23 protein-coding genes are annotated in these 23826 nt (G+C 57.8%); 18 read left to right on the top strand and 5 right to left on the bottom strand.

Features of this window, described 5'->3' with window-relative positions:
- Positions 1-43 precede the first annotated feature (43 nt).
- Genes QOT07_RS17605 through QOT07_RS17590 form a run of 4 tightly spaced genes read left to right on the top strand, consistent with a single transcriptional unit; the run spans position 44 to position 3701 of the window.
- The gene (locus tag QOT07_RS17605) at positions 44-409 is read left to right on the top strand and encodes a copper resistance protein (RefSeq protein WP_099061639.1); all 366 of its coding nucleotides are present in this window, start codon (positions 44-46) and stop codon (positions 407-409) included.
- 49 nt (positions 410-458) lie between these two features.
- Positions 459-2495, top strand: a complete 2037-nt coding sequence (locus QOT07_RS17600; RefSeq protein ID WP_283603657.1) for a protein-disulfide reductase DsbD family protein — start codon at positions 459-461, stop codon at positions 2493-2495.
- Complete coding sequence (locus QOT07_RS17595; protein WP_099061637.1) at positions 2492-3208, top strand: DsbA family protein; 717 nt, start codon at positions 2492-2494, stop codon at positions 3206-3208. The genes QOT07_RS17600 and QOT07_RS17595 overlap by 4 nt, the downstream gene beginning before the upstream one ends.
- Entirely contained in the window at positions 3201-3701 is a 501-nt protein-coding gene (locus tag QOT07_RS17590) for a protein disulfide oxidoreductase (protein WP_099061636.1), read from the top strand. The genes QOT07_RS17595 and QOT07_RS17590 overlap by 8 nt, the downstream gene beginning before the upstream one ends.
- An 8-nt stretch (positions 3702-3709) precedes the next feature.
- Here QOT07_RS17590 and pdxR read toward each other — a convergent pair whose 3' ends face one another.
- Entirely contained in the window at positions 3710-5167 is a 1458-nt protein-coding gene (gene pdxR, locus QOT07_RS17585; protein ID WP_283603656.1) for a MocR-like pyridoxine biosynthesis transcription factor PdxR, read from the bottom strand.
- Between the two features lie 170 nt (positions 5168-5337).
- On the opposite strand from pdxR, the gene QOT07_RS17580 reads away from it, so the two are divergent.
- Positions 5338-6333, top strand: coding sequence for a DMT family transporter (locus tag QOT07_RS17580; protein WP_099061634.1), 996 nt, complete (start codon positions 5338-5340; stop codon positions 6331-6333).
- A 309-nt stretch (positions 6334-6642) separates the two neighbouring features.
- On the opposite strand, the gene QOT07_RS17575 is transcribed toward QOT07_RS17580, so the two are convergent.
- From QOT07_RS17575 to QOT07_RS17565, 3 genes are read right to left on the bottom strand one after another with little or no spacing between them, the layout of a single operon-like run.
- Positions 6643-8160, bottom strand: coding sequence for a tripartite tricarboxylate transporter permease (locus tag QOT07_RS17575; RefSeq protein WP_085117845.1), 1518 nt, complete (start codon positions 8158-8160; stop codon positions 6643-6645).
- An 11-nt stretch (positions 8161-8171) separates the two neighbouring features.
- Positions 8172-8603, bottom strand: a complete 432-nt coding sequence (locus QOT07_RS17570; RefSeq protein ID WP_135317380.1) for a tripartite tricarboxylate transporter TctB family protein — start codon at positions 8601-8603, stop codon at positions 8172-8174.
- Between the two features lie 13 nt (positions 8604-8616).
- On the bottom strand, positions 8617-9597 hold the full coding sequence (locus QOT07_RS17565; RefSeq protein ID WP_099061633.1) for a Bug family tripartite tricarboxylate transporter substrate binding protein: 981 nt from the start codon (positions 9595-9597) through the stop codon (positions 8617-8619).
- 295 nt (positions 9598-9892) lie between these two features.
- Here QOT07_RS17565 and QOT07_RS17560 point away from each other — a divergent pair, with 295 nt between their 5' ends.
- The 3 genes from QOT07_RS17560 to QOT07_RS17550 all read left to right on the top strand — a co-directional run bounded on the left by QOT07_RS17560 (position 9893) and on the right by QOT07_RS17550 (position 12513).
- On the top strand, positions 9893-10213 hold the full coding sequence (locus QOT07_RS17560; protein ID WP_099061632.1) for a hypothetical protein: 321 nt from the start codon (positions 9893-9895) through the stop codon (positions 10211-10213).
- Between the two features lie 220 nt (positions 10214-10433).
- On the top strand, positions 10434-11108 hold the full coding sequence (tctD, locus tag QOT07_RS17555; protein ID WP_099061631.1) for a transcriptional regulator TctD: 675 nt from the start codon (positions 10434-10436) through the stop codon (positions 11106-11108).
- Entirely contained in the window at positions 11095-12513 is a 1419-nt protein-coding gene (locus QOT07_RS17550) for a sensor histidine kinase (protein WP_283603655.1), read from the top strand. The genes tctD and QOT07_RS17550 overlap by 14 nt, the downstream gene beginning before the upstream one ends.
- Here the strand turns inward: QOT07_RS17550 and QOT07_RS17545 are convergent.
- Positions 12510-13412, bottom strand: a complete 903-nt coding sequence (locus QOT07_RS17545; RefSeq protein WP_207978859.1) for a DMT family transporter — start codon at positions 13410-13412, stop codon at positions 12510-12512. The genes QOT07_RS17550 and QOT07_RS17545 overlap by 4 nt on opposite strands.
- A gap of 117 nt (positions 13413-13529) precedes the next feature.
- On the opposite strand from QOT07_RS17545, the gene QOT07_RS17540 reads away from it, so the two are divergent.
- From QOT07_RS17540 to purF, 10 genes are all read left to right on the top strand, one after another.
- Entirely contained in the window at positions 13530-14303 is a 774-nt protein-coding gene (locus tag QOT07_RS17540) for an AraC family transcriptional regulator (RefSeq protein WP_099061628.1), read from the top strand.
- Between the two features lie 53 nt (positions 14304-14356).
- Positions 14357-15478 (top strand): 4-phosphoerythronate dehydrogenase PdxB, encoded by a 1122-nt coding sequence (pdxB, locus tag QOT07_RS17535; RefSeq protein ID WP_283603654.1) that lies wholly within the window; start codon positions 14357-14359, stop codon positions 15476-15478.
- A gap of 90 nt (positions 15479-15568) precedes the next feature.
- Positions 15569-16579, top strand: coding sequence for an aspartate-semialdehyde dehydrogenase (locus QOT07_RS17530; protein ID WP_112348831.1), 1011 nt, complete (start codon positions 15569-15571; stop codon positions 16577-16579).
- A complete protein-coding gene (gene truA / locus QOT07_RS17525) occupies positions 16579-17400 on the top strand; it encodes a tRNA pseudouridine(38-40) synthase TruA (protein WP_129936563.1) in 822 nt (273 codons plus the stop codon). Before QOT07_RS17530 ends, truA begins: the two co-directional genes overlap by 1 nt.
- 75 nt (positions 17401-17475) lie before the next feature.
- Complete coding sequence (locus tag QOT07_RS17520; RefSeq protein WP_085117828.1) at positions 17476-18138, top strand: DedA family protein; 663 nt, start codon at positions 17476-17478, stop codon at positions 18136-18138.
- 231 nt (positions 18139-18369) lie between these two features.
- Positions 18370-19278, top strand: coding sequence for an acetyl-CoA carboxylase, carboxyltransferase subunit beta (gene accD / locus QOT07_RS17515; protein WP_012146046.1), 909 nt, complete (start codon positions 18370-18372; stop codon positions 19276-19278).
- Between the two features lie 150 nt (positions 19279-19428).
- Positions 19429-20694 (top strand): bifunctional tetrahydrofolate synthase/dihydrofolate synthase, encoded by a 1266-nt coding sequence (gene folC, locus QOT07_RS17510; protein ID WP_099061624.1) that lies wholly within the window; start codon positions 19429-19431, stop codon positions 20692-20694.
- Positions 20695-21459, top strand: a complete 765-nt coding sequence (gene dedD / locus QOT07_RS17505; RefSeq protein ID WP_261427971.1) for a cell division protein DedD — start codon at positions 20695-20697, stop codon at positions 21457-21459. It abuts the gene before it with no gap.
- A 232-nt stretch (positions 21460-21691) separates the two neighbouring features.
- Positions 21692-22192, top strand: coding sequence for a colicin V production protein (cvpA, locus tag QOT07_RS17500; RefSeq protein ID WP_012146043.1), 501 nt, complete (start codon positions 21692-21694; stop codon positions 22190-22192).
- A 21-nt stretch (positions 22193-22213) separates the two neighbouring features.
- Positions 22214-23731: an amidophosphoribosyltransferase gene (gene purF / locus QOT07_RS17495; RefSeq protein ID WP_099061622.1), complete on the top strand. Its 1518-nt coding sequence runs from the start codon at positions 22214-22216 to the stop codon at positions 23729-23731.
- Positions 23732-23826: the final 95 nt, after the last annotated feature.

Below are 23826 nucleotides of genomic sequence, written 5' to 3'. Positions count from 1 at the left end.
TCTGCGCCGCTAAGATAAGCGCAGACTTGGAATTGAGGACGGCATGGTTAAACAGCAGCGGATTGCAAAATGGTTTTTATGCCTGGCTTGCCTGGTCGTATTGACCTGCATGACTCAGCGCATGGCGAGCCTGCATGCGTTGCAGCAAGTGACGGGTCTGCCTGCCGCCAGCGCCGCTCAATCCCCCGCCGATGACACCGCCGAATTGCAACCCACGCCCTGCGAACTGAGTGCCAAATCGTTGTTGGCCTCGCCGCCGGTGATGTTCGAAACCCTGCTGTTCGGCCTGGGTCTGTTACTGGTGCTGTTGGCACCCACCGTGGCCGCGCGCCTGCGCATTCCCCCTCCCAGAGTTATTTCCCCCACCACCCTCAGGGTGCATCTGCGATTATGCGTGTTCCGTGAATGAGTTAATCACCCGTCTGTTTTGGTGATTGGCTTATTTATGGAGAAAAAACATGTTGAATATCATCAGGTCGGCATTAGCCTGCCTGTTACTGCTGTGGCTACCTGCTTTGCAGGCGGCGGACAGCGGCTGGCTACAAAGTCCGACTAACGATCACGCCAAGGTGCGGCTGCGTGCCGACACTTCGCACAATGGGGAAACCCGTTTGCTGCTGGGCATAGAGCTGCAAAAAGGCTGGAAAACCTATTGGCGTTCGCCGGGGGAAGGCGGTATTGCACCGGCCATCACCTGGCAGGGCAATCCACCGCCGGCGACCTGGTACTGGCCGACGCCGCAGCGTTTTGACGTTGCCGGTATTTCTACCCAGGGTTATCACGACCGGGTTGAGTTGCCGATGGTAATGAAAGGCGCGGTGCCGCGTCAGTTGGCGGGCACCCTGACGCTTTCTACCTGCAGCAACGTCTGCATCTTGACCGACTATCCGTTCAGTCTGGATCTTGGCACGCCGTCAGACGCGCAGTTTACCCATGACTTTGCCCAGGCGATGGGGCAGGTACCCATTGCTGATGGGCTGGTGGAGAGCATTAAAGCCGGCTATCAGAACGGGGAGCTGCAGATTAGCGCCGAGCGAACCGCCGGTTGGCAGCAGCCTGAGCTGTTCTTCGATACGTTGGAAGATGCCGACCTCGGCAAGCCGAAGGTCAGCAGTGAGGGTTCACAGATGTTCGCGCGGGTGCCGGTCAGCGATGGCTGGGGTGACAGCGCAGCGGATTTACGCGGCAAAACTCTGACGTTGGTGATCGGTGACGGTGGCGTGGCGCAACAGGTGACTCTGCCGATTGGCGGGCCGTTGGCCTCACCGATTGCGGGGAGTTTCTCGCTGTGGCAGGCGGTCCTGATGGCGCTGCTCGGTGGGCTGATCCTCAACCTGATGCCCTGCGTGCTGCCGGTATTGGGCATCAAACTGGGTTCGATTTTGCAGGTCGAACAGCGCGACCGACACAGCATTCGGCTGCAATTTCTGGCCTCGTCGTTCGGCATTGTGGCGTCGTTTATGGCGCTGGCCTTGCTGATGACGCTGCTGCGGTTGAGCAATCAGGCGCTTGGCTGGGGTATCCAGTTCCAAAACCCGTGGTTTATCGGCTTTATGGTGTTGGTGACGCTGTTATTCAGTGCCAACCTGTTCGGCCTGTTCCATCTGCAACTTTCCTCTTCGCTGAACACCAAACTGGCGACCCATAACGGTCGTGGTTTGGGCGGCCATTTCTGGCAGGGTGCTTTTGCCACCTTGCTGGCGACGCCGTGCTCCGCACCTTTCCTGGGTACCGCGGTGGCCTTTGCCCTGGCCGCACCGTTGCCGGTGTTGTGGGGTATGTTTGTCGCGCTGGGCATCGGCATGAGCCTGCCCTGGCTGCTGATTGCCGCCTGGCCGGCGCTGGCGCTGCGTCTACCTCGCCCTGGGCGCTGGATGAACAGTCTGCGCCTGGTGATGGGCCTGCTGATGCTGGCTTCTTCGCTGTGGCTGCTAAGCCTGATGGCCAACCATATCGGCGGGATGCCGACGCTGGTGGTGGGGGTTATCGCTCTGCTGACCCTGTTGCTGGCGGTCGGCTGGCAACATGGCATTCGTCTGGCGGCTAAGCTGGCTGCCGGGACCCTGGTACTGGTCGGGGTGGTGCTATTGGCCGGTTCGCTGACCGCCGGGCTGTGGCGTCAGCCGCTGCAAGACAATGTAGCCTGGCAGCCGCTGAGCGAAGAGGCGATCACCCAGGCGCTGGCCCAGAACAAGCGGGTGTTTGTCGACGTTACTGCCGACTGGTGTGTAACCTGTAAAGCCAACAAATTCAACGTACTGCTGCGCGATGACGTGCAAAAGGCGCTGAGCGCTGAGGACGTTGTTGCCCTGCGGGGGGACTGGAGCCGTCCATCGGCTGAAATTAGCGCCTTCCTGCAACAACGCGGCAGCGTCGCCGTGCCCTTTAATCAAATTTATGGCCCCGGCAGCCGAGATGGCGTGGTGTTGTCCCCGCTATTGACCCGCGATGCCGTATTGCAAACTCTGTCCGCCGCCAAAGGAAACTCACAATGAAAAAGCTAATGATTTTACTGATGTTGATCGCCACCCCTGTTTGGGCCGCCGCCCCTTTTACCCCGGAGCAGGAAGTGCGTATTAAAGAGCTGATCCGCGAAACCCTGGTGTCGAACCCGGATATTCTGGCGCAGGCGGTTGATGCCTGGCAGCAGCAAACCGCCGGCCAACAAATCAGCCAGGCGATTAAGCAAAACGCCAAAACCCTGTATGAAGACCCGGCCAGTCCGCGTCTGGGGGCAGCCAATGCCAAACTGACGCTGGTAACCTTTACCGATTACAACTGCCCGTACTGCAAGCGTTTTGATCCGATGCTGGAAAAAATCGTTAAAGAGAACCCGGATGTGGCGTTGGTGGTGAAACTGTTGCCGTTCAAAGGGGAAAGCTCGGTCAGTTCGGCACGCGTGGCCTTGACTACCTGGCAGCAGCATCCTGACCAGTTCTGGGCGTTGCACCAGCGGCTGATGGCGAAGAAAGGTTTCCACGACACCGCCAGCATTGCCGCCGCACAGCAGAAAACCGGGGTGAAAGCCGTAGCCCCCAGCGAGGTAAGCATGACCACGCTGCGCACTAACATGGAACTGGCGGAGCAACTGGGCGTGCAGGGGACGCCGGCGACGCTGATTGGTGACCAGATGCTGCCGGGGGCCGTGTCTTACGAGGAGCTGGAAACGATGGTGAAACAACAATTGGCGAAGGTCAAAAATGGCTAGGCTGCGACGTTGGACGCGCGAACTGCTGATCCTGCTGCTGATCGTCCTGGTGGCGGCGTTCGGGATGGACTGGCTGCGCGCACCGCAGGCACCGGCAGCCTTCGACTCGCAGGTTCTGACGACGCTGAACGGTGAACAGGTGTCGCTGGCGCAGCTCAGTCAGGATAAGCCGTTGCTGGTCTATTTCTGGGCCAGTTGGTGCGGTGTTTGCCGCTTCACCACCCCCTATGTCGCCAGACTGGTTGGCGAGGGGGATAACGTGTTGACCGTAGCGCTGCGCTCCGGCGACGACAGTCAGGTAGCGCAGTGGCTGGCGGGCAAACGGGTGACCTTGCCGGTGGTGAATGATCCGCGTGGCGAGCTGTCGGCGCAGTGGCAAATCGGCGTCACCCCGACGCTGGTGATCATCTCCAAAGGCCAGGTGGTGCAGAGCACGACTGGGTGGACCAGCTACTGGGGCATGAAGCTGCGGCTGTGGTGGGCCGGGCTGTAATCAGCGGCTTATTCTGACGCCATCACCTGACTAATCGCCCGGCACAGCCGGGCGATACCTTCCTCAATCAGCGGCGGCGTATTGGCGGCGAAATTCAATCGCAGGCCGTGTGCGCCACGCTGTTCCTCGGCATAAAAACATTCTCCGCGCGCAAAAGTCACACCCTGTCGCCAGGCCACCGGCATCAGGGCTTCGGTGTTAACGGTCGCAGGCAGCGTCAGCCAGATAAACAGCCCGCCCTCCGGTGTTTCAAACTGGCAGCCTGGCGGCAGTTGTTGCTGCAAAGCCGCCACCATCACGTCCCGGTGTTGGCGATAGATCCGCCCGGCGCGCCGCAACTGTTTGTCGTAGCGACCTATGGTGACGAAGGCGTCCAGCGCCCGCTGGATCAGGTTGGAACTGGTAAAGCTGTCGACGTGTTTCAGCCGGGCGATGCGCTGATAATGTTCGCTGTCCGCCACCAAATAGCCGATGCGCATACTGGGTAACAGCATTTTGGAAAAAGTGCTGACGTAAATCACCGCACCCGGCTGCGCCAGTGCCCGCAGCGAGGGCAACTGCTTGCCGTTGTAGCGCAGATCGCCGACAAAATCGTCCTCCAGGATCACCACCCCTGCGCGCTGGGCCAGTGCCAACAGGCGTCGACGGCGGGCTTCGCTCATGCAGCGTCCGGTGGGATTATGGAAATTGGGAATGGTGTAAATCAGCTTCGGGCGATGTTTTTCCAGCAGGGCAGGCAACTGTTCAACCAGCATGCCGTGCCGATCGCTGGGGACAGTGACGATATTGATGCGGTGCAGGCGCAGCAGCCCCAGCGCTTCGGCGTAGGTCGGCTGTTCGACGATCACCGTATCGCCCGGCTCCAGCAGGCTTTGCACAATCAGGCTGATGGCGTGCTGCGAACCGTTGGTGATCAGCAATTGTTCTGCATGGGTCGGAATGCCCTGCGCGGTGAGGATCCGCCCCAGCGTATCGCGCAGCGGGTAGTAGCCACAGTATTCGCCATAGCTGAAAGCCTCTTCCGCATGGCGGCTGAGTACTGACAGCAATATCTTGCGGAATTCTTCCTGAGGGAAAACCTTCGGGCTACCGACACCGGCGGCAAAGTTGATGATGTTGTCCGGCAGCGGGATATCGGGGTAGCCATCCAGCCGTGAGGTCAGGGTGGTGAAACGTTCCGTCGGGAAAGCTGTGTCGGTGCTGGGGCGCGGTTGAGCGGGTTGTGGCAGCGGGTGCTGGACATAGGCACCGCTGCCGCGCCGTTGGCGCAAGAAGCCTTTGGCCGCCAGTTCGGCATAGGCGTTATCTACCGTCAACCGGCTGACGGCCAGTTCGCTCGCCAGCGTACGGGTGGAAGGCAGCTTATCGCCATCGACAAACACGCCGCTCAGGATCGCCCGCCGCAGCGCTTCTTCAATTTGCAGATACAGCGGGACGTCCTGCTGGCGGTCTAATGGGATATGCATGCGAAATTGGCTCGGTTAACGGTGATGATTTTTACTATACCCCATAGCAGCAGGCCTTCAAGCGGATAAAAGTGGCCTGTATAACATTGGGGGAAAGTGGCTCTGGCGGCAAAATCGCGCGGCGTTAGAATCTCAGCCTGAGTCTATTACCGCCATTTTTTGAGGGTGTCATGTCATTACCATCGGGTGTTTCAGCCAGGCCGGTTTTCCCCGGCGCGGGTATTTTACAGGGCAGCAGTCAGGGTTATGTGATTGCCATTATCAGCGCCATGTTGCTGGCTTTTACCGCCATTATTATCCGCGTGCTGACGCAGTATTATCACCTGCCGACCTTTGTGCTGGCCTTTTGGCGAGCGGCGTTGGTGGCGCTGGTTTTATTGCCGGCGTTGTTGCTGTTTAAGCCCGAGTGGGCGCATTTACGGCGTTCGCAGATCCCCTTTTATGCCTGCTATGGCCTGCTGCTGGCGGTATTCAACAGCCTGTGGACGTTGTCGGTGGCGCTGAACGGCGCGTCGGTGGCGACCATTCTGACTTACTGTTCGGTAGGCTTTACCGTCTTTCTCGGTTGGATGATCTACAGCGAGCGCCTGAACCTGCGTCAGTTGGTGGTGATTGTGGTCAGTCTGGGCGGCTGTTTCCTGGTCAGCAACGGTGACAGCATGGGCAACAGCCATTTTAACCTGCTGGGGCTGCTGGTCGGTATGCTGTCCGGTATCGGTTATACCCTCTACACGCTGGGCGGGCGGGTCGCGACGGAGCGTCATTATCCAGTGTGGAATACCATCTTGTACGTGTTCGGCTTTTCGGCCATCTACCAGTGGCTGTTCAACGCCGCGTTGACGTTCTACCCGCTGGCGGCGTTCCACGGCATGACCGGTTCTTTGTGGTTCCTGTCCCACGGCGTTCAGGGCATTGAGTGGCGTGGCTGGCTGTTGTTGCTGACCCTGGCCGCCGGGCCGACGCTGTTGGGGTTTGGTTTGTACAACATCAGTCTGAAAACCTTGCCGCTGGCGGTGGCCAACCTGATTTTGTCGCTGGAGCTGGTGTTTACGGCGGTGATCGCCTATTTCCTGCTGGGGGAAAACATGAATCAGTTGCAGTTGCTGGGTAGCGCGCTGGTGATGGGCGGGGTGCTGATGTTGAAGAGCAAGACGGCTGAGGCGTGATTTGTTACTCAAAAACAATGCCTCAGGCTTTAGGATGTTGTTTCTTGCAGTAGATAAAGGGCGGAAATCACTCACCCTCAGACGGCTGACAAAGCTCGTTATTAGGGAGAGCGTGCCGAAGGGGTCGTGGCAGCTTGCCCGCCGACCAATTTGCCGGGAGCAAATTGGAACGACTTCCAGTCGGCCCGCAGGGTGGGACACATGGACGTGTCCCATAATGGCCCCTCGGTGCGCTAGGCCCGAGTATCTAGGGTTCAAAGACAACTTTGTCATCAAACCAAGGGCGGGGTAAACACCCCGCCCTTTGGCTTACTCGGCCTTGGCCGCTTCCGCCCTTTGGCGGCGTTTGCGTACGATGCGCAGCAGTGGCGGCAGCACCAGCACGGACACCGCCAACACCAGCAAGGTTTGCGCGATGCTGCTGCTCCACAAAATGCCAAACTCCCCGTTGCTGATCGACAGCGCGCGGCGCAGGTTCTGCTCCAGCATCTCCCCTAATACGAAGCCCAAAATCAACGGCGACATTGGGAAGTGCATTTTCCTCAGAATATAGCCAAACACCCCCAGCCCGACCATCAACAGCAGGTCAAAGGTGGTGCTGTGCACTGCATAAACGCCGACCGCAGACACCGCGGCAATCGCCGGGACCAGGAACCACAGCGGAATGGTCAGCATGCGGGTGAACAGGCCGACCAGCGGCAGGTTCATGATCAACAAGATCACGTTGGCAATCAACAATGCGGCGATCAGGCCCCAGACAATATCCGGTTGTTCGGTGAACATCGCCGGGCCAGGCGTGATGTTATACAGCGTCAGCGCGCCCATCATCACCGCCGTGGTACCGGAACCCGGCACGCCCAGCGTCAGCATCGGAATAAACGAGCCGCAGGCTGAGGCGTTATTGGCGGCCTCTGGCGCTGCCACGCCGCGAATATCCCCTTTACCGAAGGTGTCGCTGTTACCGCTGATTTTCTTTTCGGTCATGTAGGTGAGCGCACTGGCGATGGTGGCACCTGCGCCCGGCAGAATGCCGACGAAGAAACCAATCACCGAAGAACGCAAGGTTGGGCCAACGCACTGGGCGGCTTCCTTACGGTTGAACAGCAGGCGGCCGGTTTTGCGCACCAGCTTTTGTCCGCCGCTGGTGCTTTCCAGCATCAACAGGATTTCACTGACCGAGAACAGGCCAATCACCACCACGATGAACTGCACGCCGTCGGAGAGATGAACACTGTCGAAGGTGAAGCGGTAAACGCCGGTGTTGGCATCCACCCCGACCGTCGCCAGCCCCAGGCCAATCAGCGCCGCCAGCAGCGACTTCAGTGGGTTCTGACTCATCATGCTGCCCAGGCAGGCGATGGCGAACACCATCAGGGCGAAATACTCCGCCGGGCCGAACGCCAGCGACCAGCGTGCCAGCAGTGGGGCGAACAGGATAATCCCGCCGATGGCGATCATCGAACCGACAAAAGAGCTGACTGCCGAGATCGACAGTGCCACACCGGCACGGCCTTGCTGCGCCATCGGGTAGCCGTCCAGCGCGGTCATGATGGCCGCCGCGTCACCCGGTACGTTAAGCAGTATCGAGGAGATACGACCGCCGTACTCGCAGCCGATATACACCGTCGCCAACAGGATCAGCGCGGACTCGGCCGGCAGTTTGAGGGCGAACGCCAGCGGCAGCAAAATAGCCACGCCGTTGATCGGCCCCAACCCCGGCAGCAGGCCGACAATGGTGCCAACGAAGCAGCCGATCAGGGCAATAATCAGGTTCTGTGGCACCAATGCCACCTCGAACCCTTGAGATAAATACATCCAGGTTTCCATCATCGCCCCCGTTAGCTCAGCCAAACGCCGAGTGGCAGTGTCACATCAAGTAAGCGGTCAAAGGCGTAATACAGTGCTACACCCATCACCACGCCGGACACCAATGCAGCTTTCAGGCTGGCATGGAACAGCAGGCCAATGCTGAAGGTCAGTAATGTTGTTGCCAGCGGAAAACCCAGCCACTCGAAGCCCCAGGCGTACAGCACCAGGGTAATCACCAGCACCAGCAGGCGTTGCATGACCTTGTTATGTGGCCATTCAACCACCTGAGGTTTGTTCAGCAGCAGCAGGGCTGCGCACAGCGCCATCAGGCTGAGAATCGCCAGCGGGAAGGGACGTGGCCCCAGGGGCTCGTAACTGTATTCGCTCTGGATACCCCAGCCGATAAACAGGCCGCCGATACACAGCAGCAGCCAGAAACCGGCAAAAATGCGATCGCTCATGGTATGCCCCCGGTTACTTGGCCAGGCCGAAAATTTTGGCCTGTTCGCGGTACTGATTGACCTGGGTTTTCACGTAGGCATCCAGTTCCTTGCCGGCCAGGTTGAATTCAAACAGGCCACGCAGATCGCGCTGTTTTTTGAACTCATCGGTCGCCGCCATTTTCTGGAAGGTGTCGAGCCACCATTGGTATTCCTCTTCACTGACCTTCGGGCCAAGGTAGAAACCGCGGATAACCGGCCAAACCAGATTGAACCCTTGTTCTTTGGCGGTCGGTACGTTGGCTAACTGGCCCGGCAGACGCTGATCGGCATATACCGCCAGTACGCGGATTTTGTCGCCCTGCAGGTAGGGCACCATTTCGCTCAAATCACCGGAAACTGCCTGAATGTGGTTGCCGAGCAGGGCGGTAACCGGTTCGCCGCCGCCTTCGAATGCCACGTAACGCATCTTGTGAGGATCGATCCCGACCTCACGCGCCAGCAGGGCGGTTTTCATCCAGTCCTGGCTGCCGATAGAGGCACCTGCGCCGAACACCACGCTGTTCGGATCTTTTTGGAAGGCATCCATCAGGTCTTTCAGGGTTTTGTACGGCGAGTCGGCGCGGACCGCGATCATGCCGTAATCAGTACCGACGGCGGCCAGCCATTTCACGTCGTCGACGTTGTAACGGCCAAATTTCCCTTGTGACAGGTTCAGCAATGAGCCGCCGGAGAAGGCGACCACGGTGCCGAATTCCGCCGGACGCTGGGCGACAATGGCGTTATAGGCCACCGCGCCAACGCCGCCGGGCATGTAGGTGACGCGCATCGGTTTATCGATGGCTTTGGTTTCCTGCAGCGAGACCTGAATCAGCTTGCAGGTCAGGTCAAACCCACCGCCGGGCTTGGCAGGGGCGATACATTCGGTACGTTTCGGTGCTTCAATGGCAAAGGCCTGATGGGTTGCCAGCAGCAGGGCGGTAGCGGTCAGAGTGCGGGTGATTATTTTTTTCATTGCTTTCCCCAAGGTATTTTTTCAGTCGGTGTCGATCCCCGCCGATACGGGTTGCTGGATTGTTAAATCAACAACCTTTCATTTACCTTTCAACCCGCGGAAAAGTTTACGGGATGTGATACGCATCTCCTGTTAGGGGCAAAACAGCGGTGTTTACGGGGCGGCCGTTGCGCTAACACATGCCCTGTGATAATTACAGCCCGTAAACCTTGCTTAAAACCTGTGTATTATCAGTTTTGCCGAGGTTTTTTTGAGATAAAATGCCTAAAACTAAAATTATGACGGGTGCGGGATTATGTTTTTATTAGGGAAATTATTCGGTGGCAGGGATAGCGATAAAGTAAGGGCTATTAAAATGTTACCGTCGGCGTATGCCGAGATGTCCGGAGGGGCAGGAGAGTGTCGGCTGAAACGCCTGCGACCGGAGATTGGCGTTTTTGAACTGCATTTTTCTACTGAAAAAGGCGATAAATACGTTTGCCCAATGACGGCCTGTATTACCGGCATTGATATTGTTTTTGCCGCCCATAATCGCTCGGTGCTGGTGTCACCGCCATTCACCCCAACCAAATTGCAGCCGGTGTTGGATATTGCCCTGGCCGAAAGCGGAAAATAATAGCCCCCCCACGGAATAGACGGCTGCGCCGGCTGGCCAGCGTTTATTCCGTGTCACAATTGTGCCCCAGCTCCCAAAACTGGCTCGGCATAACCCTTCTATCCCCCGGTCTTACGTGCCATTCTTCGGTTATCAATATGTTAATTAACCACTGACCAGAGCCGGGTCCCTCGGCACCGCATCTGGCCTGTAGGTATAGATAAATCAATGGAATGGAAAAATGCGTCTGTTATTGGTTGAAGACCATCCCGAGTTATCTCACTGGTTGCAAAAGGCGCTGACCGGCGTCGGTTTTGCCGTCGACGTCGCGCCGGACGGGCTGGCGGCCGACCATCTGTTATTAAACGAAACCTATGCGCTGGTGGTGCTCGACGTGGCGTTGCCGCGCCTGAATGGGCTGGAGCTGCTGGCCCGGCTGCGCAAGCGCGGACAGGATTTGCCGGTGTTGTTGCTGACGGCCAGAACCGACGTCGCCGATCGGGTCAAAGGGCTGAATCTGGGCGCAGACGATTACCTGACCAAGCCGTTCGAGCTGGATGAGCTGGAAGCGCGTATCCGGGCGTTGCTGCGCCGCAGCGTTGGCGTCACTCAACAGGCGCTGCAGTACGGGGCGCTGACCTATCATGATGAAGGCTATTTCCAACTGGACGACAAACCCTTGCAGTTGACGCCACGGGAACTGGCGGTGCTGACCGCGTTGATCCACCGGCGTGGCCGACCGGTTGCCAAACAGCAGCTGTTTGAACAGGTGTTTACCCTGTCCGATGAGGCCAATCCGGAGAGCATCGAACTGTACGTTCATCGGCTGCGGAAAAAGCTGCAGGGCAGCAATGTGGCAATAATCACCCTGCGTGGTCTGGGCTACAGCCTGGAGCTCAGCAATGAGGTGGTTTAACGCGCCGAGATCGCTGTTTTATCAACTGTTGTTATTCTTTGGTTTACCGTTGCTGGTGTTGGGCGGCATCTCGATTTATACCCACTACTTCAGCGCGATGAATGCTGCCACGCTGGCCTACGATCGCACGCTGCTAGCATCGGCGCGTACCGTGGCGGAGCGGCTGGTGGTGCGCAATGGTCGGCTGGAAGCGGATGTACCCTATGTGGTCCTCGACAGCTTCGAGCGCAACATGAACGATCAGCTGTATTACGAAGTGATCTCCCCGCTGGGGGAAAGTATTTCTGGCTATAACGATCTGCCGCCGATGCCGCCCCATATTCTGCGTTCCAGCCTGTATCCAGCGCTGGTGCATTTCTATGATGCCGAATATCGCGGTCGGCCGATCCGCGTAGCTGCGCTGTACCAGCCGATCAATGAATCCGGCGTGATGGGCATGGCGACCATTCTGGTGGCGGAAACGCTGGAGTCACGCCGCTATCTGGCGCGGCAAATGATGCTTTCCGCGTTGCTCAGCCAGGGTACCGTGGTGGTGTTGACCATGATCCTGGCCTTTGCGCTGCTCAAGCGGGTGCTGAAACCGATGCGCAAGCTTTCTGGTATCATGCTGCGGCGCGACCCGGGTGAACTGACGCCCTTGCCGATGGTATTGCCCTGGTCGGAGATGCAGCCACTGCTATTGGCATTTAACCGTTATATTGAACGGCTGCGGCTGATGGTGGCGCGTCAGGAACGTTTCAGTGCTGACGCTTCGCACCAGCTTCGCACGCCGTTAACCGTGCTGAAGACTCAGGTGGGGGTCGCGCTGGCCAGCGATAAACCGGAGCAGTGGCGGGAAAGCCTGTTAGCGATGAGCGCTACGCTGGATAACACGGTGGCGCTGACCGATCGTCTGCTCTATCTCTCCAGGCTCAAAGCCCATGAACACCAGGCGGATCGCCAGTTGCAGCCGGTGAATCTGGCGCAGGTGCTGCGCGATGCCTGTTTTTCACGACTGCCACAGGCGCGCAGTAAACGTATCGATCTGGGGTATGAGGGGGAATCCGTCTGTTGGGTCGGTGGGGAGGCGTTGCTGCTGACTGAACTGTGTGCCAACCTGCTGGACAATGCGCTGAAATACACCCCGAATCAGGGTACGGTCACGGCACGACTCACCATGGATACGTTGGCACGGGAGTGCGTGCTGGAAATTGAAGACAGCGGCCCAGGCATTGCCGAACAGGACACGGCGCAGGCGCTGCAGCCGTTTCATCGGCTGGATAACGTGGGCAATCAGCCCGGTGCCGGCCTGGGGCTGGCGCTGGTCAGCGACATTACCCGTTATCACGGCACCCGCCCGGAGCTGTTGACCTCGGCCACCCTGGGAGGCCTGCTGGTGCGGGTGCGCTTTCAACTGCTGCCTTAGCTTTCACACTCTGCGGCTTGTTTTGCCTTGCGTGCCAGCGGCGTGCGCAGGCGCTGCGATAGGATCACACCCAGCAGGGTGATGCCGCCGCCGATCAAATGGTAACTGTGCAGATGTTCATGCAGGAACAGCACCGCAATGATGGCGGTAAATACCGGTGCCAGATTCATAAAGATCGACGCGGTATTGGCACCCAGACGCATTACGCCGTGGATCCACAGGTAAGGTGCAATGATCGAGGCCGGGATACCGGCGAACAGCACCAGCGGGATATTCTGGCTGGTCAGCGCGACGTCCTGCGCCATCAGGAAATTAGGCAACAGCAACACTACGCCGAAGACTATCTGTACATACAATGACTGCCAATTTGGCAGGGCGATCGCCCAGCGCTTGGTCAGCACGCCATACAGCGCATAGGCGGCGGTGGCGGCAAACATCATCAACTCGCCTTTGCCGATGCCATGTTGCAACAATTCGGCCGGGTTACCGGCGCTCACCAGCCAGATTAAGCCAGCCAGCGACAACAGGCTGCCGATCGCAATGCCCACCGTCGGTGCTACCCGCAATAACACAATACTGATCAGAATGGTCAGTAACGGGATCAGGGAAACAATAATCCCCATAAACAGCGCGCTGACGCTCTGTGCCGCGTAATAGGCCAGGCTCTGATACAGCACCATGCCCAACATGCCGAGAACCAGCAACTTCCACCAGTTGGCGCGTATTGCCCCCCAGTGACGGATCACCCCTGGCAGGACGAAAGGCGTCAGAGCGATCAACGCCAGCAGCCAGCGGTAGAAGGAGATGGCTGCCGGATCGATGGCGGTGGCGGAGAGCTTGCTGACCACGGCATTGATTGACCAAATCAACACCGCCAGCAGAGGGAATAGCATATTCATGATAATTATTCTCATTAACAACGGACATGCTGGCTAGTTTACTCGTGTCCGGTTTATTATATATAGCGATATCCAGACAATATTTTCCCTAAACAAGACAAGTCACGGGGCGAAACCATGCCAGAAATTCGTCATTATCCCGAAGCGCTGATCCCGGCGCCACGGCCGGTGCAATTCCGCTGCGAGGAGTTCAACGCCCGTACGGAGTTTCAGCCACACCAGCACAGTTGGGGGCAGTTAATGTGGGTCAAGGCCGGTGTGATGGTGCTGCGCATCGGCGGCCAGCGTTTTTTGGCTCCGCCGGAGTTTGTGCTGTGGGCACCGGCGGGCATTGAACACTCCTGTTATAACCAGCGATTGGCGCAGTGCCGCATGGTCGATATTGCGTTGCCGCTGTGCGCCGGGCTGCCGGTTGACCCCTGTTTGATCAGCGTAACGCCGATTTTCCGCGCCATTGCCGAAGATTTTTACGCACGCAAACAATATATCCCTCAGAGCAAACAGGATTTGCGCCTGTGCCGGGCACTGATCGACCAACTGCATCTGTCGCCGATTCAGCAAACCTACCTGCCGTCGTCCGAAGACAAATTCCTGGCACCGGTGCTGGAGGCGCTGGAGCACTGCCCTTCGGACAACACGTCGCTCGCCGCCTGGGCTGCCCGGGTTTATACCACCGAACGTACGCTGTCGCGCCGTTGCCAGCAGGATCTGGGGATGTCATTCAGCGAATGGCGCCAGCGGTTGCGTTTCCTGCATGCCGTATCCTTACTGGAACAGGGAAAAACCGTGCAGGAAGTGGCGCTCGAGGTAGGGTACAGCTCGGCCTCGGCGTTTATTGTCATGTTTCAGCAAATCGCCGGTACCACCCCCGAGCGCTTTCGCCGGGCATGATTCGGTGGCACACTATTTCCCAGCGAAATAGCCGTAAACCGTCGGAGCAATAAGTGAAAATCCTGGTTGATGAAAATATGCCATACGCGACTGAATTGTTCAGTCGTTTGGGGAATGTGCAGGCGGTGCCTGGCCGTCCGATCCCGAGTGATGCGCTGGCTGATGCCGATGCGTTGATGGTGCGTTCAGTGACGAAAGTCAATGAAGCGCTGCTGGCCGGTACCCGTATTGGTTTTGTCGGCACCGCCACCGCCGGGACCGACCACGTAGACGATGCCTGGCTGCAACAGCAGGGCATCGGTTTTTCTGCGGCACCGGGCTGTAATGCCATTGCGGTGGTGGAATATGTGTTCTCCGCGCTGATGCTGCTGGCCGAACGTGACGGTTTTCAACTGCGGGATAAAACCGTCGGCATTATCGGCGTGGGCAACGTAGGCTCGCGTCTGGATGCCCGCCTGAAAGCCCTGGGGGTGCGCACCTTGTTATGCGATCCACCGCGTGCCGAACGTGGTGATGCCGGTGAGTTCTGGCCGCTGGAAAAACTGGTGGCGCAAGCTGACGTGTTGACCTTCCATACGCCGCTGAATAAATCCGGCCCTTACAACTCGCTGCATCTGGTGGACGCTGAGCTGCTGGCGGCACTGCCGGACAATCGTATTCTGATCAACGCCTGCCGCGGTGCGGTGGTGGATAATGCTGCGCTGCTGCAGGCGCTGGAAAAAGGCAAAAAGCTGAGTACGGTGCTGGACGTCTGGGAACCGGAACCGGAGCTCTCGCTACCGTTGCTGGCGCGGGTGGATATCGGCACCGCGCATATTGCCGGTTACACGCTGGAAGGCAAGGCACGCGGCACCACTCAGGTGTTTGAAGCCTTCAGCCGCCACCTGGGGCAGCCGCAACAGATCGAGCTGGCCTCGCTGCTGCCGGTACCCGAATTCAGCCAGATCCAGCTCAATGGGCCGCTGGATGAAGGCAAATTAAAACGATTGATGCACTTGGTGTATGATGTGCGCCGCGATGATGCGCCGCTGCGCAAAGTGGCCGGGCAACCGGGCGAATTTGATCGTCTGCGCAAGCATTATCAGGAACGCCGCGAGTGGTCTTCATTGCGCGTCCAGTGCAATGACAGCGCCAGTGCGGAGCTGCTGCACAAGCTGGGTTTCCTGACGGCATAAGGCTTTCTTAAGCCACAGCGACTAATTTTGTTATCAGGGCGGTGCAGTAGCCGCCCATCTGCATTTGAATAAATACTCTGGAGAAACCCAATGTCTGACGGCTGGAATATCGCTCTGCTTGGCGCCACTGGCGCGGTAGGTGAAGCGTTGCTGGAATTATTACAGGAACGCCAGTTCCCGGTGGGCGAACTCTATCCCTTGGCAAGTGAACGTGGTGCCGGTGCTACGGTGCGCTTCAATGGTAAATCGGTACTGGTGCAAAAAGCGGAAGAATTTGACTGGTCACAGGCGCAGTTGGCGTTCTTCGTCGCCGGTACCGAGGCCTCGGCCCGCTACGCGGAAGAAGCCGGCAACATGGGCTGCCTGGTGATCGACACCAGCGGCCTGTTTGCGCTGGAGCCGGACGTGCCGCTGGTGGTCCCTGGGGTGAACCCGCAGGTGCTGGCAGATTACCGTAACCGCAATATCGTTGCCGTGGCCGACAGCATGGTCAGCCAACTGCTGACCGCGATCAAACCTCTGACCGAGCAGGCCGGGCTTTCCCGTCTGCACGTCACTACCCTGATGTCGGTATCGGCACGCGGCAAAGTGGCGGTCGACGATCTGGCCGGCCAAAGTGCACGCCTGTTGAACGGCATTCCGGCTGAAGCGGGCGTTTTCGCCAAGCAGTTGGCGTTCAACCTGTTGCCGTTGCTGGCTGATGAACAGGGCAGCGTGCGCGAGGAACGTTTGATTGTCGATCAGGTGCGTAAAGTGCTGCAGGACGAAGGGTTGCCGATTTCCGTGAGCTGTGTGCAGTCGCCGGTATTCTACGGCCATGCGCAGGTGGTTCATCTGGAAGCGCTGCGCCCAATGTCTGCGGAAGAAGCACGCGGTGAACTGGAGCAGGTGGACGATATCCAACTGAGTGAAGAAGACGACTACCCGACCCAGGTGACGGAAGCCTCCGGCAGCGATGTGTTAAGCGTCGGCTGCCTGCGCAATGACTACGGCATTCCGGAGATCCTGCAGTTCTGGTCGGTCGCTGATAACGTACGCTTTGGCGGTGCGTTAATGGCGATCGAAACTGCCGAACGTCTGGTGCAGGAGCAGATGTACTGATGTCTGAAGTTGTCTTGCCCACCCAGCCGACCTTAAAAATCGCGCTGGGGATTGAATATGACGGCAGCCATTATTACGGCTGGCAGCGGCAGCAGGAAGTGGCCAGCGTGCAGGCCTGTCTGGAACAGGCGTTGAGCAAGGTGGCCAACGCGCCGATCAACGTGCTGTGCGCCGGACGTACCGACGCCGGGGTGCATGCTACCGGCCAGGTGGTACATTTTGAAACCACCGCGCAGCGCAAGGACGCCGCCTGGACGATGGGGGTCAACACCCATTTGCCGCCGGATATCGCCGTGCGCTGGGTGACCGGCGTGGCTGAAGATTTTCATGCGCGTTTCAGTGCTACTGCACGCCGCTATCGCTACATTATTTATAACCACCGCTACCGCCCGGCGGTATTACAGCAGGGGATGACCCATTTTTATCACCCGCTGGATGCCGAACGGATGGAAAGGGCGGCTCAGGCGCTGCTGGGCGAGAACGACTTTACTTCGTTCCGCGCCGTACAATGCCAGTCGCGCACGCCCTGGCGTAATGTAAAACACGTTAAGGTTACGCGCTACGGCGAGTATCTTGTGGTAGATATCAAGGCGAATGCCTTTGTACATCATATGGTTCGCAACATTGTCGGTAGCCTGATGGAAATTGGCTGCGGCAATCAGGATGAGAACTGGATGGCCGAGTTGTTGGCACTGAAGGATCGAAATCTGGCTGCGGCGACGGCGCGGGCCGACGGGTTATACCTGGTTAGCGTCGATTACCCTGAGCACTTTGCCATACCCCGGCCGGCAATGGGGCCACTGTTTTTACCCGACGACTAAATACTGGCGCGCCCGACGCGTTACTCCCTTGTGTACCTGCCGGGTGGGTGAGACACCCGGTAAAAGAGAGAACCTATGGACATTATCAAGTTTGTGATTGATTTTATTCTGCATATTGACGTGCATCTGGCCGAACTGGTGGCGCAATACGGTATGTGGGTGTACGCGATTCTGTTCCTGATCCTGTTTTGTGAAACCGGGCTGGTGGTGACGCCTTTCCTGCCGGGCGATTCTCTGCTGTTTGTTGCCGGTGCGCTGGCGGCATTGCCGACCAACGATCTGAATGTGCACACCATGGTTGCGTTGATGATAGGTGCGGCGATACTCGGGGATGCGGTCAACTACACCATAGGTCGGCTGTTTGGGGAAAAGCTGTTCAGTAACCCGAATTCGAAAATTTTCCGCCGCAGCTACCTGGATAAAACCCACCAGTTTTATGAAAAACACGGTGGAAAAACGATTATCCTGGCGCGATTTGTGCCGATCGTGCGTACTTTTGCGCCGTTTGTTGCCGGTATGGGGCATATGTCCTATCGCCATTTTGCTGCCTACAACGTGATTGGTGCTCTGGTTTGGGTGCTGCTCTTCACTTATGCTGGCTACCTCTTTGGCGATCTGCCGATCGTGCAGGAAAACCTGAAACTGTTGATCGTGGGTATCATCATTGTTTCAATTCTGCCGGGTGTCATTGAAATTTGGCGCCATAAGCGCGCGGCTGCCCGCCAGCAAAAACAGTAAAAACATCGCTTAACCTGTCGGTTCGACCAGTTTTTTGTCCACAGAGTCGGGCCGATATGGTTTAATGAGCGACATTTATGGTCTGTTCCTGTTAACAACCTTGAAACCTGTGCCTTGCTCGCGCGCATGCCGCGTTTTGCCCAGGCATTTTTCATTGGTGTGTTTTCGGGGGGATTGTTAAAGCATGAACAGCGGACTGGCGTCTGCCAGGTTCAAACAGAAAGGTCATCGATGAGCTGGATTGAACGAATTCTTAACAAGAGCAATATCACCCAAACCCGTAAGGCGAGTATTCCTGAAGGGGTCTGGACCAAATGCGATAGCTGCGGTCAGGTTCTCTACCGCGCCGAGCTGGAGCGTAATCTGGAAGTGTGCCCGAAATGCGACCACCACATGCGCATGACTGCGCGTATGCGTCTGCATACCCTGCTGGATGAAGGCAGTGAAGTGGAGCTGGGCAGCGAACTGGAGCCGAAAGACGTTCTGAAGTTCAAGGATTCCAAAAAGTATAAAGATCGCCTGGTTGCCGCACAGAAAGCGACCGGTGAAAAAGACGCGCTGGTCGTGATGAAGGGCACGCTGTACGGCATGCCGATTGTCGCGGCTTCGTTCGAATTTGCCTTTATCGGTGGTTCCATGTCGTCCGTGGTCGGCGCGCGCTTTGTGCGTGCGGTTGAGCAGGCGCTGGAAGACAACTGCCCGCTGGTGTGTTTCTCAGCCAGTGGCGGTGCCCGTATGCAGGAAGCACTGATGTCGCTGATGCAGATGGCGAAGACCAGCGCAGCGCTGGCGAAACTGCAGGAACGCGGTCTGCCGTACATTTCGGTATTGACCGATCCGACCATGGGTGGTGTTTCTGCCAGTCTGGCGATGCTGGGCGATATCAATATCGCCGAGCCGAAAGCGCTGATCGGTTTTGCCGGTCCACGCGTTATCGAACAGACGGTACGTGAAAAGCTGCCGCCGGGCTTCCAGCGCAGTGAGTTCCTGATTGAAAAAGGCGCGATCGACATGATTGTACGCCGTCCGGAAATGCGCCAGACCCTGGCGAGTATCCTTTCCAAGCTGACCAACCAGCCGCAGCCGCATTTCGATGAAGCCGCGCCGGTGTCTGAGCAGGAAAATCAGGCCGACGCCTGAGGCAAATAAGTGACCCACACCGCTACCAGTCGGTGTGGGTTCAGCCGCCATTTTGTGGCTAAATGACGGCTGAAAACGGAGAGCATCGCCTTTACCGCGGTGAGGGTGGTGCCCGATGGATTAATGAACCCAAGTTCAGTGACGGGACTCATGCAAAACCACCAAATTCCCCAAGCCACGTCGCCATTGAGCTCGTGGCTTTTTTATCTGGAACGTCTGCACAGTCAGGCGATCGAACTCGGCCTGGAACGCGTACAGCGCGTTGCGGCGCATCTTGATTTACTCACTCCTGCACCGACGGTATTCACCGTTGCCGGTACCAATGGCAAAGGCACCACCTGTCGCACCCTGGAAACCATCCTGTTGGCGGCCGGTTTGCGCGTTGGCGTCTACAGCTCGCCGCACCTGGTGCGTTATACCGAACGGGTACGCATTCAGGGCGATGAACTGAGCGAGGCCGAGCATTGCCGTTCGTTCGCCGCTATTGAGGCGGGCCGGGGTGAAACTTCTTTGACCTACTTCGAATTCGGCACCCTGTCGGCGCTGCAACTGTTTAAACAGGCTAAGCTTGACGTGGTGATCCTGGAAGTCGGACTCGGTGGCCGCCTGGACGCGACCAATATCGTCGATCCGAGTGTGGCGGTGGTGACCAGCATCGCGCTGGATCATACCGACTGGCTGGGCAACGATCGCGAAAGCATTGGCCGCGAAAAGGCCGGTATCTTCCGTAGCGGCAAGCCGGCGGTGGTAGGTGAACCTGATATGCCGGCCACCATTGGGCAGGTAGCGGAAACCCTGGGTGCCCAACTGTACCGCCGTGGCGATGCCTGGACCTTCAGTGAACAGGGCGAACGCTGGCAGTGGCAAGGCGGCGGCACTTTGCTGACCGACCTGCCGATGCCAAACGTCCCCTTGGCCAACGCTGCGACCGCGCTGGCAGCGCTGCATTTTTCTGCATTGGAAATTGATGAGCGGGCAATCTTCACCGGGCTGCAGCAAGCGACATTGCCTGGGCGCTTCCAGATTGTACGGCGTGAGCCGACGCTGATCCTCGACGTGGCGCATAACCCTCACGCGGCAGGCTATCTGGCCGGGCGTCTGGCGACTTTGCCGCGCAAGGGTGGCAAGGTGCGTGCGGTGGTAGGGATGTTGTCGGATAAAGACATCGCCGGCACCCTGGCCTGTTTGAGTGAGCAGGTCGATGAGTGGTATTGCGCACCGCTGGACGGGCCGCGCGGGGCCAGCGTTGAACTGTTGGCGCAATATTTGACGGAACCGCGGCAGTTTGCCGATGTCGAAACTGCCTGGCGTCAGGCTATGCAGGACGCAGATATTCAGGATATTGTGATCGTCTGTGGATCGTTCCACACCGTTGCACAGGTTATGGCGGCGTTAGACGAGATGCGGGGAGTGTGAGTGGCAAGTAAATTTCAAAACCGATTGGTCGGTACCGTTATTTTGGTCGCGCTGGGGGTGATTATCCTGCCAGGGCTGCTGGACGGTAAAAAGAAGCATTATGAGGACGAATTCGCCGCCATTCCATTGGTGCCAAAGGCCGGTGATGTGGAAGAAAACGACGTGCTGCCACCGGTAAGCCAACCGCTACCGGCACAGCCGCCGGAAGGGGCGGGCGCGTTGGTTGAGCAGCAGGCGGCCAATGAGGCCGCAGCGCAGCAGGCAGTTCGCCAGCCGACGCAGCAGCCGACGTTGGTTACGCCGCAGGTCGAAACCCGTCCACAGCCGACACTACAGCCGACGCCACAGCCAAAACCGAAACCGGTAGAGGTGAAGCCAAAACCGGTGCAGCAGCCGAAGCCGGTAGAAGTGAAGCCGGTGGTGAAACCTGAAACCCGGCCGGAGCCGAAACCTGAGCCAACGCCAGTACCCAAGCCTGAACCTGCACCTGTGCAGAAGCCGGCGGAAGAGAAAGCGCCGGCGGGGCAGGCTTATGTGGTGCAGCTCGGCGCGCTGAAGAACGCCGCCAAGGTCAATGAGGTGGTGGCATCGCTCAGGCTGTCCGGCTATCGCGCCTTTACCGTGCCGTCAACGCCGGTACAGGGGCAGATCACCCGGATTTATGTCGGTCCGGACGCCTCGAAACAGAAGCTGCAGTCTTCGCTGTCCGCGCTGAACTCGATCAGTGGTTTGAGCGGTCAGGTGAAGCCGTACGGCGTACGTTAAGATGAGGGGGCACAGCATGCTGTGCCCCTGAAACGATGGATGCCGATATAATCATTAAAAATAATGTGCCTTTCGTAGCTGAAATGGCCTATGTAGGCGCGGCGATTGGGAATTTTTTTATCGCCGTTTTTTATTTGTAACGTGGTAGGAAAACCCCTACGCAAACGTTTACGTTTTCTGTTAGAATTCGCCGCGAAATGGATGCAGGGGCGATTCATCATTGGAATAGTTCATGGTCTGGATTGATTACGTCATTATAGCGGTGATTGGATTTTCGGCTCTGGTGAGCCTGATCCGAGGGTTTGTTCGCGAAGCATTGTCACTTGTGACATGGGGATGTGCGTTTTTTGTTGCCAGCCATTTTTACTCTTACCTTGCAGTCTACTTCACTCGTTTTGAAGATGAACTGGTGCGAAACGGCATCGCGATTGCCATCTTGTTTATCGCGACCCTGATCGTAGGCGCTATTGTTAACTATGTGATTAGCTCACTGGTAGAGAAAACCGGGTTATCAGGCACCGACCGGGTGCTGGGCGTCTGTTTCGGCGCACTGCGCGGCGTGTTGATCGTTTCGGCGATACTGTTTTTCCTGGATACCTTTACCGGCTTTTCACAAAGTACCGACTGGAAACAGTCGCAGCTGATCCCCCAGTTCAGTTACATCATCAGGTGGTTCTTTGACTACCTGCAGAGCACGTCGAGTTTCTTGCCGACCCATTTACCGGGGCGGTAGCGCTGATGAGGAAAAGACAACATGTGCGGTATTGTCGGTATCGCCGGTTTTATGCCGGTAAACCAGTCGATTTATGATGCGTTGATGGTGCTTCAGCACCGTGGCCAGGATGCCGCAGGCATCGTCACCATAGATGCCCATAATGGGTTCCGTCTGCGTAAAGCCAACGGTCTGGTGAAGGATGTGTTTGAGGCACGCCATATGCAGCGCTTGCAGGGCAACATGGGTATTGGCCATGTGCGCTACCCGACGGCTGGCAGCTCCAGTGCCTCAGAGGCTCAACCTTTCTATGTCAACTCGCCGTTCGGCCTTACGCTGGCCCACAACGGTAACCTGACCAACGCCCATGAGCTGCGCCAAAAGCTGTTTGAAAGCGGCCGCCGCCATATCAACACCACCTCCGATTCCGAGATCCTGCTGAACGTACTGGCCAGTGAGCTGGACCGTTTCCAACATTATCCGCTGGAGTCCGACAACATTTTCACCGCCGTTGCCGCCATGCATCAGCAACTGCGTGGCGCATACGCCTGCGTAGCGATGATCATCGGCCACGGTCTGCTGGCGTTCCGTGACCCTAACGGTATCCGCCCGCTGGTGATTGGCAAACGCACGCTGGAAGATGGCCGTAACGAGTATATGGTGGCTTCCGAGAGCGTGGCACTGGACACGCTGGGCTTCGAATTCCTGCGCGACGTGGCGCCGGGCGAAGCGGTGTACATCACCGATAAAGGCCAACTGTTCACTCGCCAGTGTGCAGAGAACCCGAAAACCAACCCGTGCCTGTTCGAATACGTCTACTTTGCTCGTCCAGACTCCTTTATGGACAAGATTTCGGTCTACAGCGCCCGTGTGCGTATGGGGCAGAAGTTGGGTGAGAAGATTGCCCGTGAGTGGGAAGATTTGGACATCGACGTGGTGATCCCCATCCCGGAAACCTCCTGCGATATCGCGTTGGAAATTGCGCGTATCCTGGATAAGCCGTATCGTCAGGGCTTTGTGAAGAACCGCTATGTCGGCCGTACCTTCATCATGCCGGGCCAGCAGGCGCGCCGTAAGTCGGTACGCCGCAAGTTGAACGCCAACCGTGCCGAGTTCCGCGACAAGAATGTGCTGCTGGTGGATGATTCCATCGTGCGCGGTACCACTTCCGAGCAGATCGTAGAGATGGCGCGTGACGCCGGGGCGAAACGCGTTTATCTGGCTTCCGCTGCGCCGGAGATCCGTTTCCCTAATGTGTACGGCATCGACATGCCGAGCGCCAATGAACTGATTGCCCACGGCCGTGAAGTGGATGAAATCCGCCAGATCATCGGTGCCGACGGCTTGATCTTCCAGGACCTGGACGATCTGATCGAAGCGGTGCGCGAAGAGAACCCGGACATCAGCCAGTTCGAATGCTCGGTATTCAACGGTATCTACGTCACCAAAGACGTCGACCAGAGCTACCTCGAGTATCTGGAATCGCTGCGCAATGACGACGCCAAAGAAATGCGTGGGCAGACCGAAGCGGAAAATCTGGAAATGCACAACGAAGGCTAAGCCTTGGCCTTGACCAAAACAGTGCACCGTGGCGCTCGCTGCGGTGCATTATCCCTCCCTGACTTGCTTATGTAGCCCCATTGCGGCAAAGTCTG

Source organism: Serratia proteamaculans, from assembly GCF_949794035.1.
GTDB classification, from domain to species: Bacteria; Pseudomonadota; Gammaproteobacteria; order Enterobacterales; family Enterobacteriaceae; genus Serratia; species Serratia proteamaculans.
This window is presented reverse-complemented; position numbering and strand designations above follow the sequence as displayed.

Excerpts from the sequence above, each read along its gene's own strand:
- QOT07_RS17605 (WP_099061639.1), top strand. The coding sequence starts at position 44 with ATGGTTAAACAGCAGCGGATTGCAAAATGGTTTTTATGCCTGGCTTGC.
- QOT07_RS17600 (WP_283603657.1), top strand. The coding sequence starts at position 459 with ATGTTGAATATCATCAGGTCGGCATTAGCCTGCCTGTTACTGCTGTGG.
- QOT07_RS17595 (WP_099061637.1), top strand. The coding sequence starts at position 2,492 with ATGAAAAAGCTAATGATTTTACTGATGTTGATCGCCACCCCTGTTTGG.
- QOT07_RS17590 (WP_099061636.1), top strand. The coding sequence starts at position 3,201 with ATGGCTAGGCTGCGACGTTGGACGCGCGAACTGCTGATCCTGCTGCTG.
- pdxR (WP_283603656.1), bottom strand. The coding sequence starts at position 5,167 with ATGCATATCCCATTAGACCGCCAGCAGGACGTCCCGCTGTATCTGCAA.
- QOT07_RS17580 (WP_099061634.1), top strand. The coding sequence starts at position 5,338 with ATGTCATTACCATCGGGTGTTTCAGCCAGGCCGGTTTTCCCCGGCGCG.
- QOT07_RS17575 (WP_085117845.1), bottom strand. The coding sequence starts at position 8,160 with ATGGAAACCTGGATGTATTTATCTCAAGGGTTCGAGGTGGCATTGGTG.
- QOT07_RS17570 (WP_135317380.1), bottom strand. The coding sequence starts at position 8,603 with ATGAGCGATCGCATTTTTGCCGGTTTCTGGCTGCTGCTGTGTATCGGC.
- QOT07_RS17565 (WP_099061633.1), bottom strand. The coding sequence starts at position 9,597 with ATGAAAAAAATAATCACCCGCACTCTGACCGCTACCGCCCTGCTGCTG.
- QOT07_RS17560 (WP_099061632.1), top strand. The coding sequence starts at position 9,893 with ATGTTTTTATTAGGGAAATTATTCGGTGGCAGGGATAGCGATAAAGTA.
- tctD (WP_099061631.1), top strand. The coding sequence starts at position 10,434 with ATGCGTCTGTTATTGGTTGAAGACCATCCCGAGTTATCTCACTGGTTG.
- QOT07_RS17550 (WP_283603655.1), top strand. The coding sequence starts at position 11,095 with ATGAGGTGGTTTAACGCGCCGAGATCGCTGTTTTATCAACTGTTGTTA.
- QOT07_RS17545 (WP_207978859.1), bottom strand. The coding sequence starts at position 13,412 with ATGAATATGCTATTCCCTCTGCTGGCGGTGTTGATTTGGTCAATCAAT.
- QOT07_RS17540 (WP_099061628.1), top strand. The coding sequence starts at position 13,530 with ATGCCAGAAATTCGTCATTATCCCGAAGCGCTGATCCCGGCGCCACGG.
- QOT07_RS17530 (WP_112348831.1), top strand. The coding sequence starts at position 15,569 with ATGTCTGACGGCTGGAATATCGCTCTGCTTGGCGCCACTGGCGCGGTA.
- truA (WP_129936563.1), top strand. The coding sequence starts at position 16,579 with ATGTCTGAAGTTGTCTTGCCCACCCAGCCGACCTTAAAAATCGCGCTG.
- QOT07_RS17520 (WP_085117828.1), top strand. The coding sequence starts at position 17,476 with ATGGACATTATCAAGTTTGTGATTGATTTTATTCTGCATATTGACGTG.
- accD (WP_012146046.1), top strand. The coding sequence starts at position 18,370 with ATGAGCTGGATTGAACGAATTCTTAACAAGAGCAATATCACCCAAACC.
- folC (WP_099061624.1), top strand. The coding sequence starts at position 19,429 with ATGCAAAACCACCAAATTCCCCAAGCCACGTCGCCATTGAGCTCGTGG.
- cvpA (WP_012146043.1), top strand. The coding sequence starts at position 21,692 with ATGGTCTGGATTGATTACGTCATTATAGCGGTGATTGGATTTTCGGCT.
- purF (WP_099061622.1), top strand. The coding sequence starts at position 22,214 with ATGTGCGGTATTGTCGGTATCGCCGGTTTTATGCCGGTAAACCAGTCG.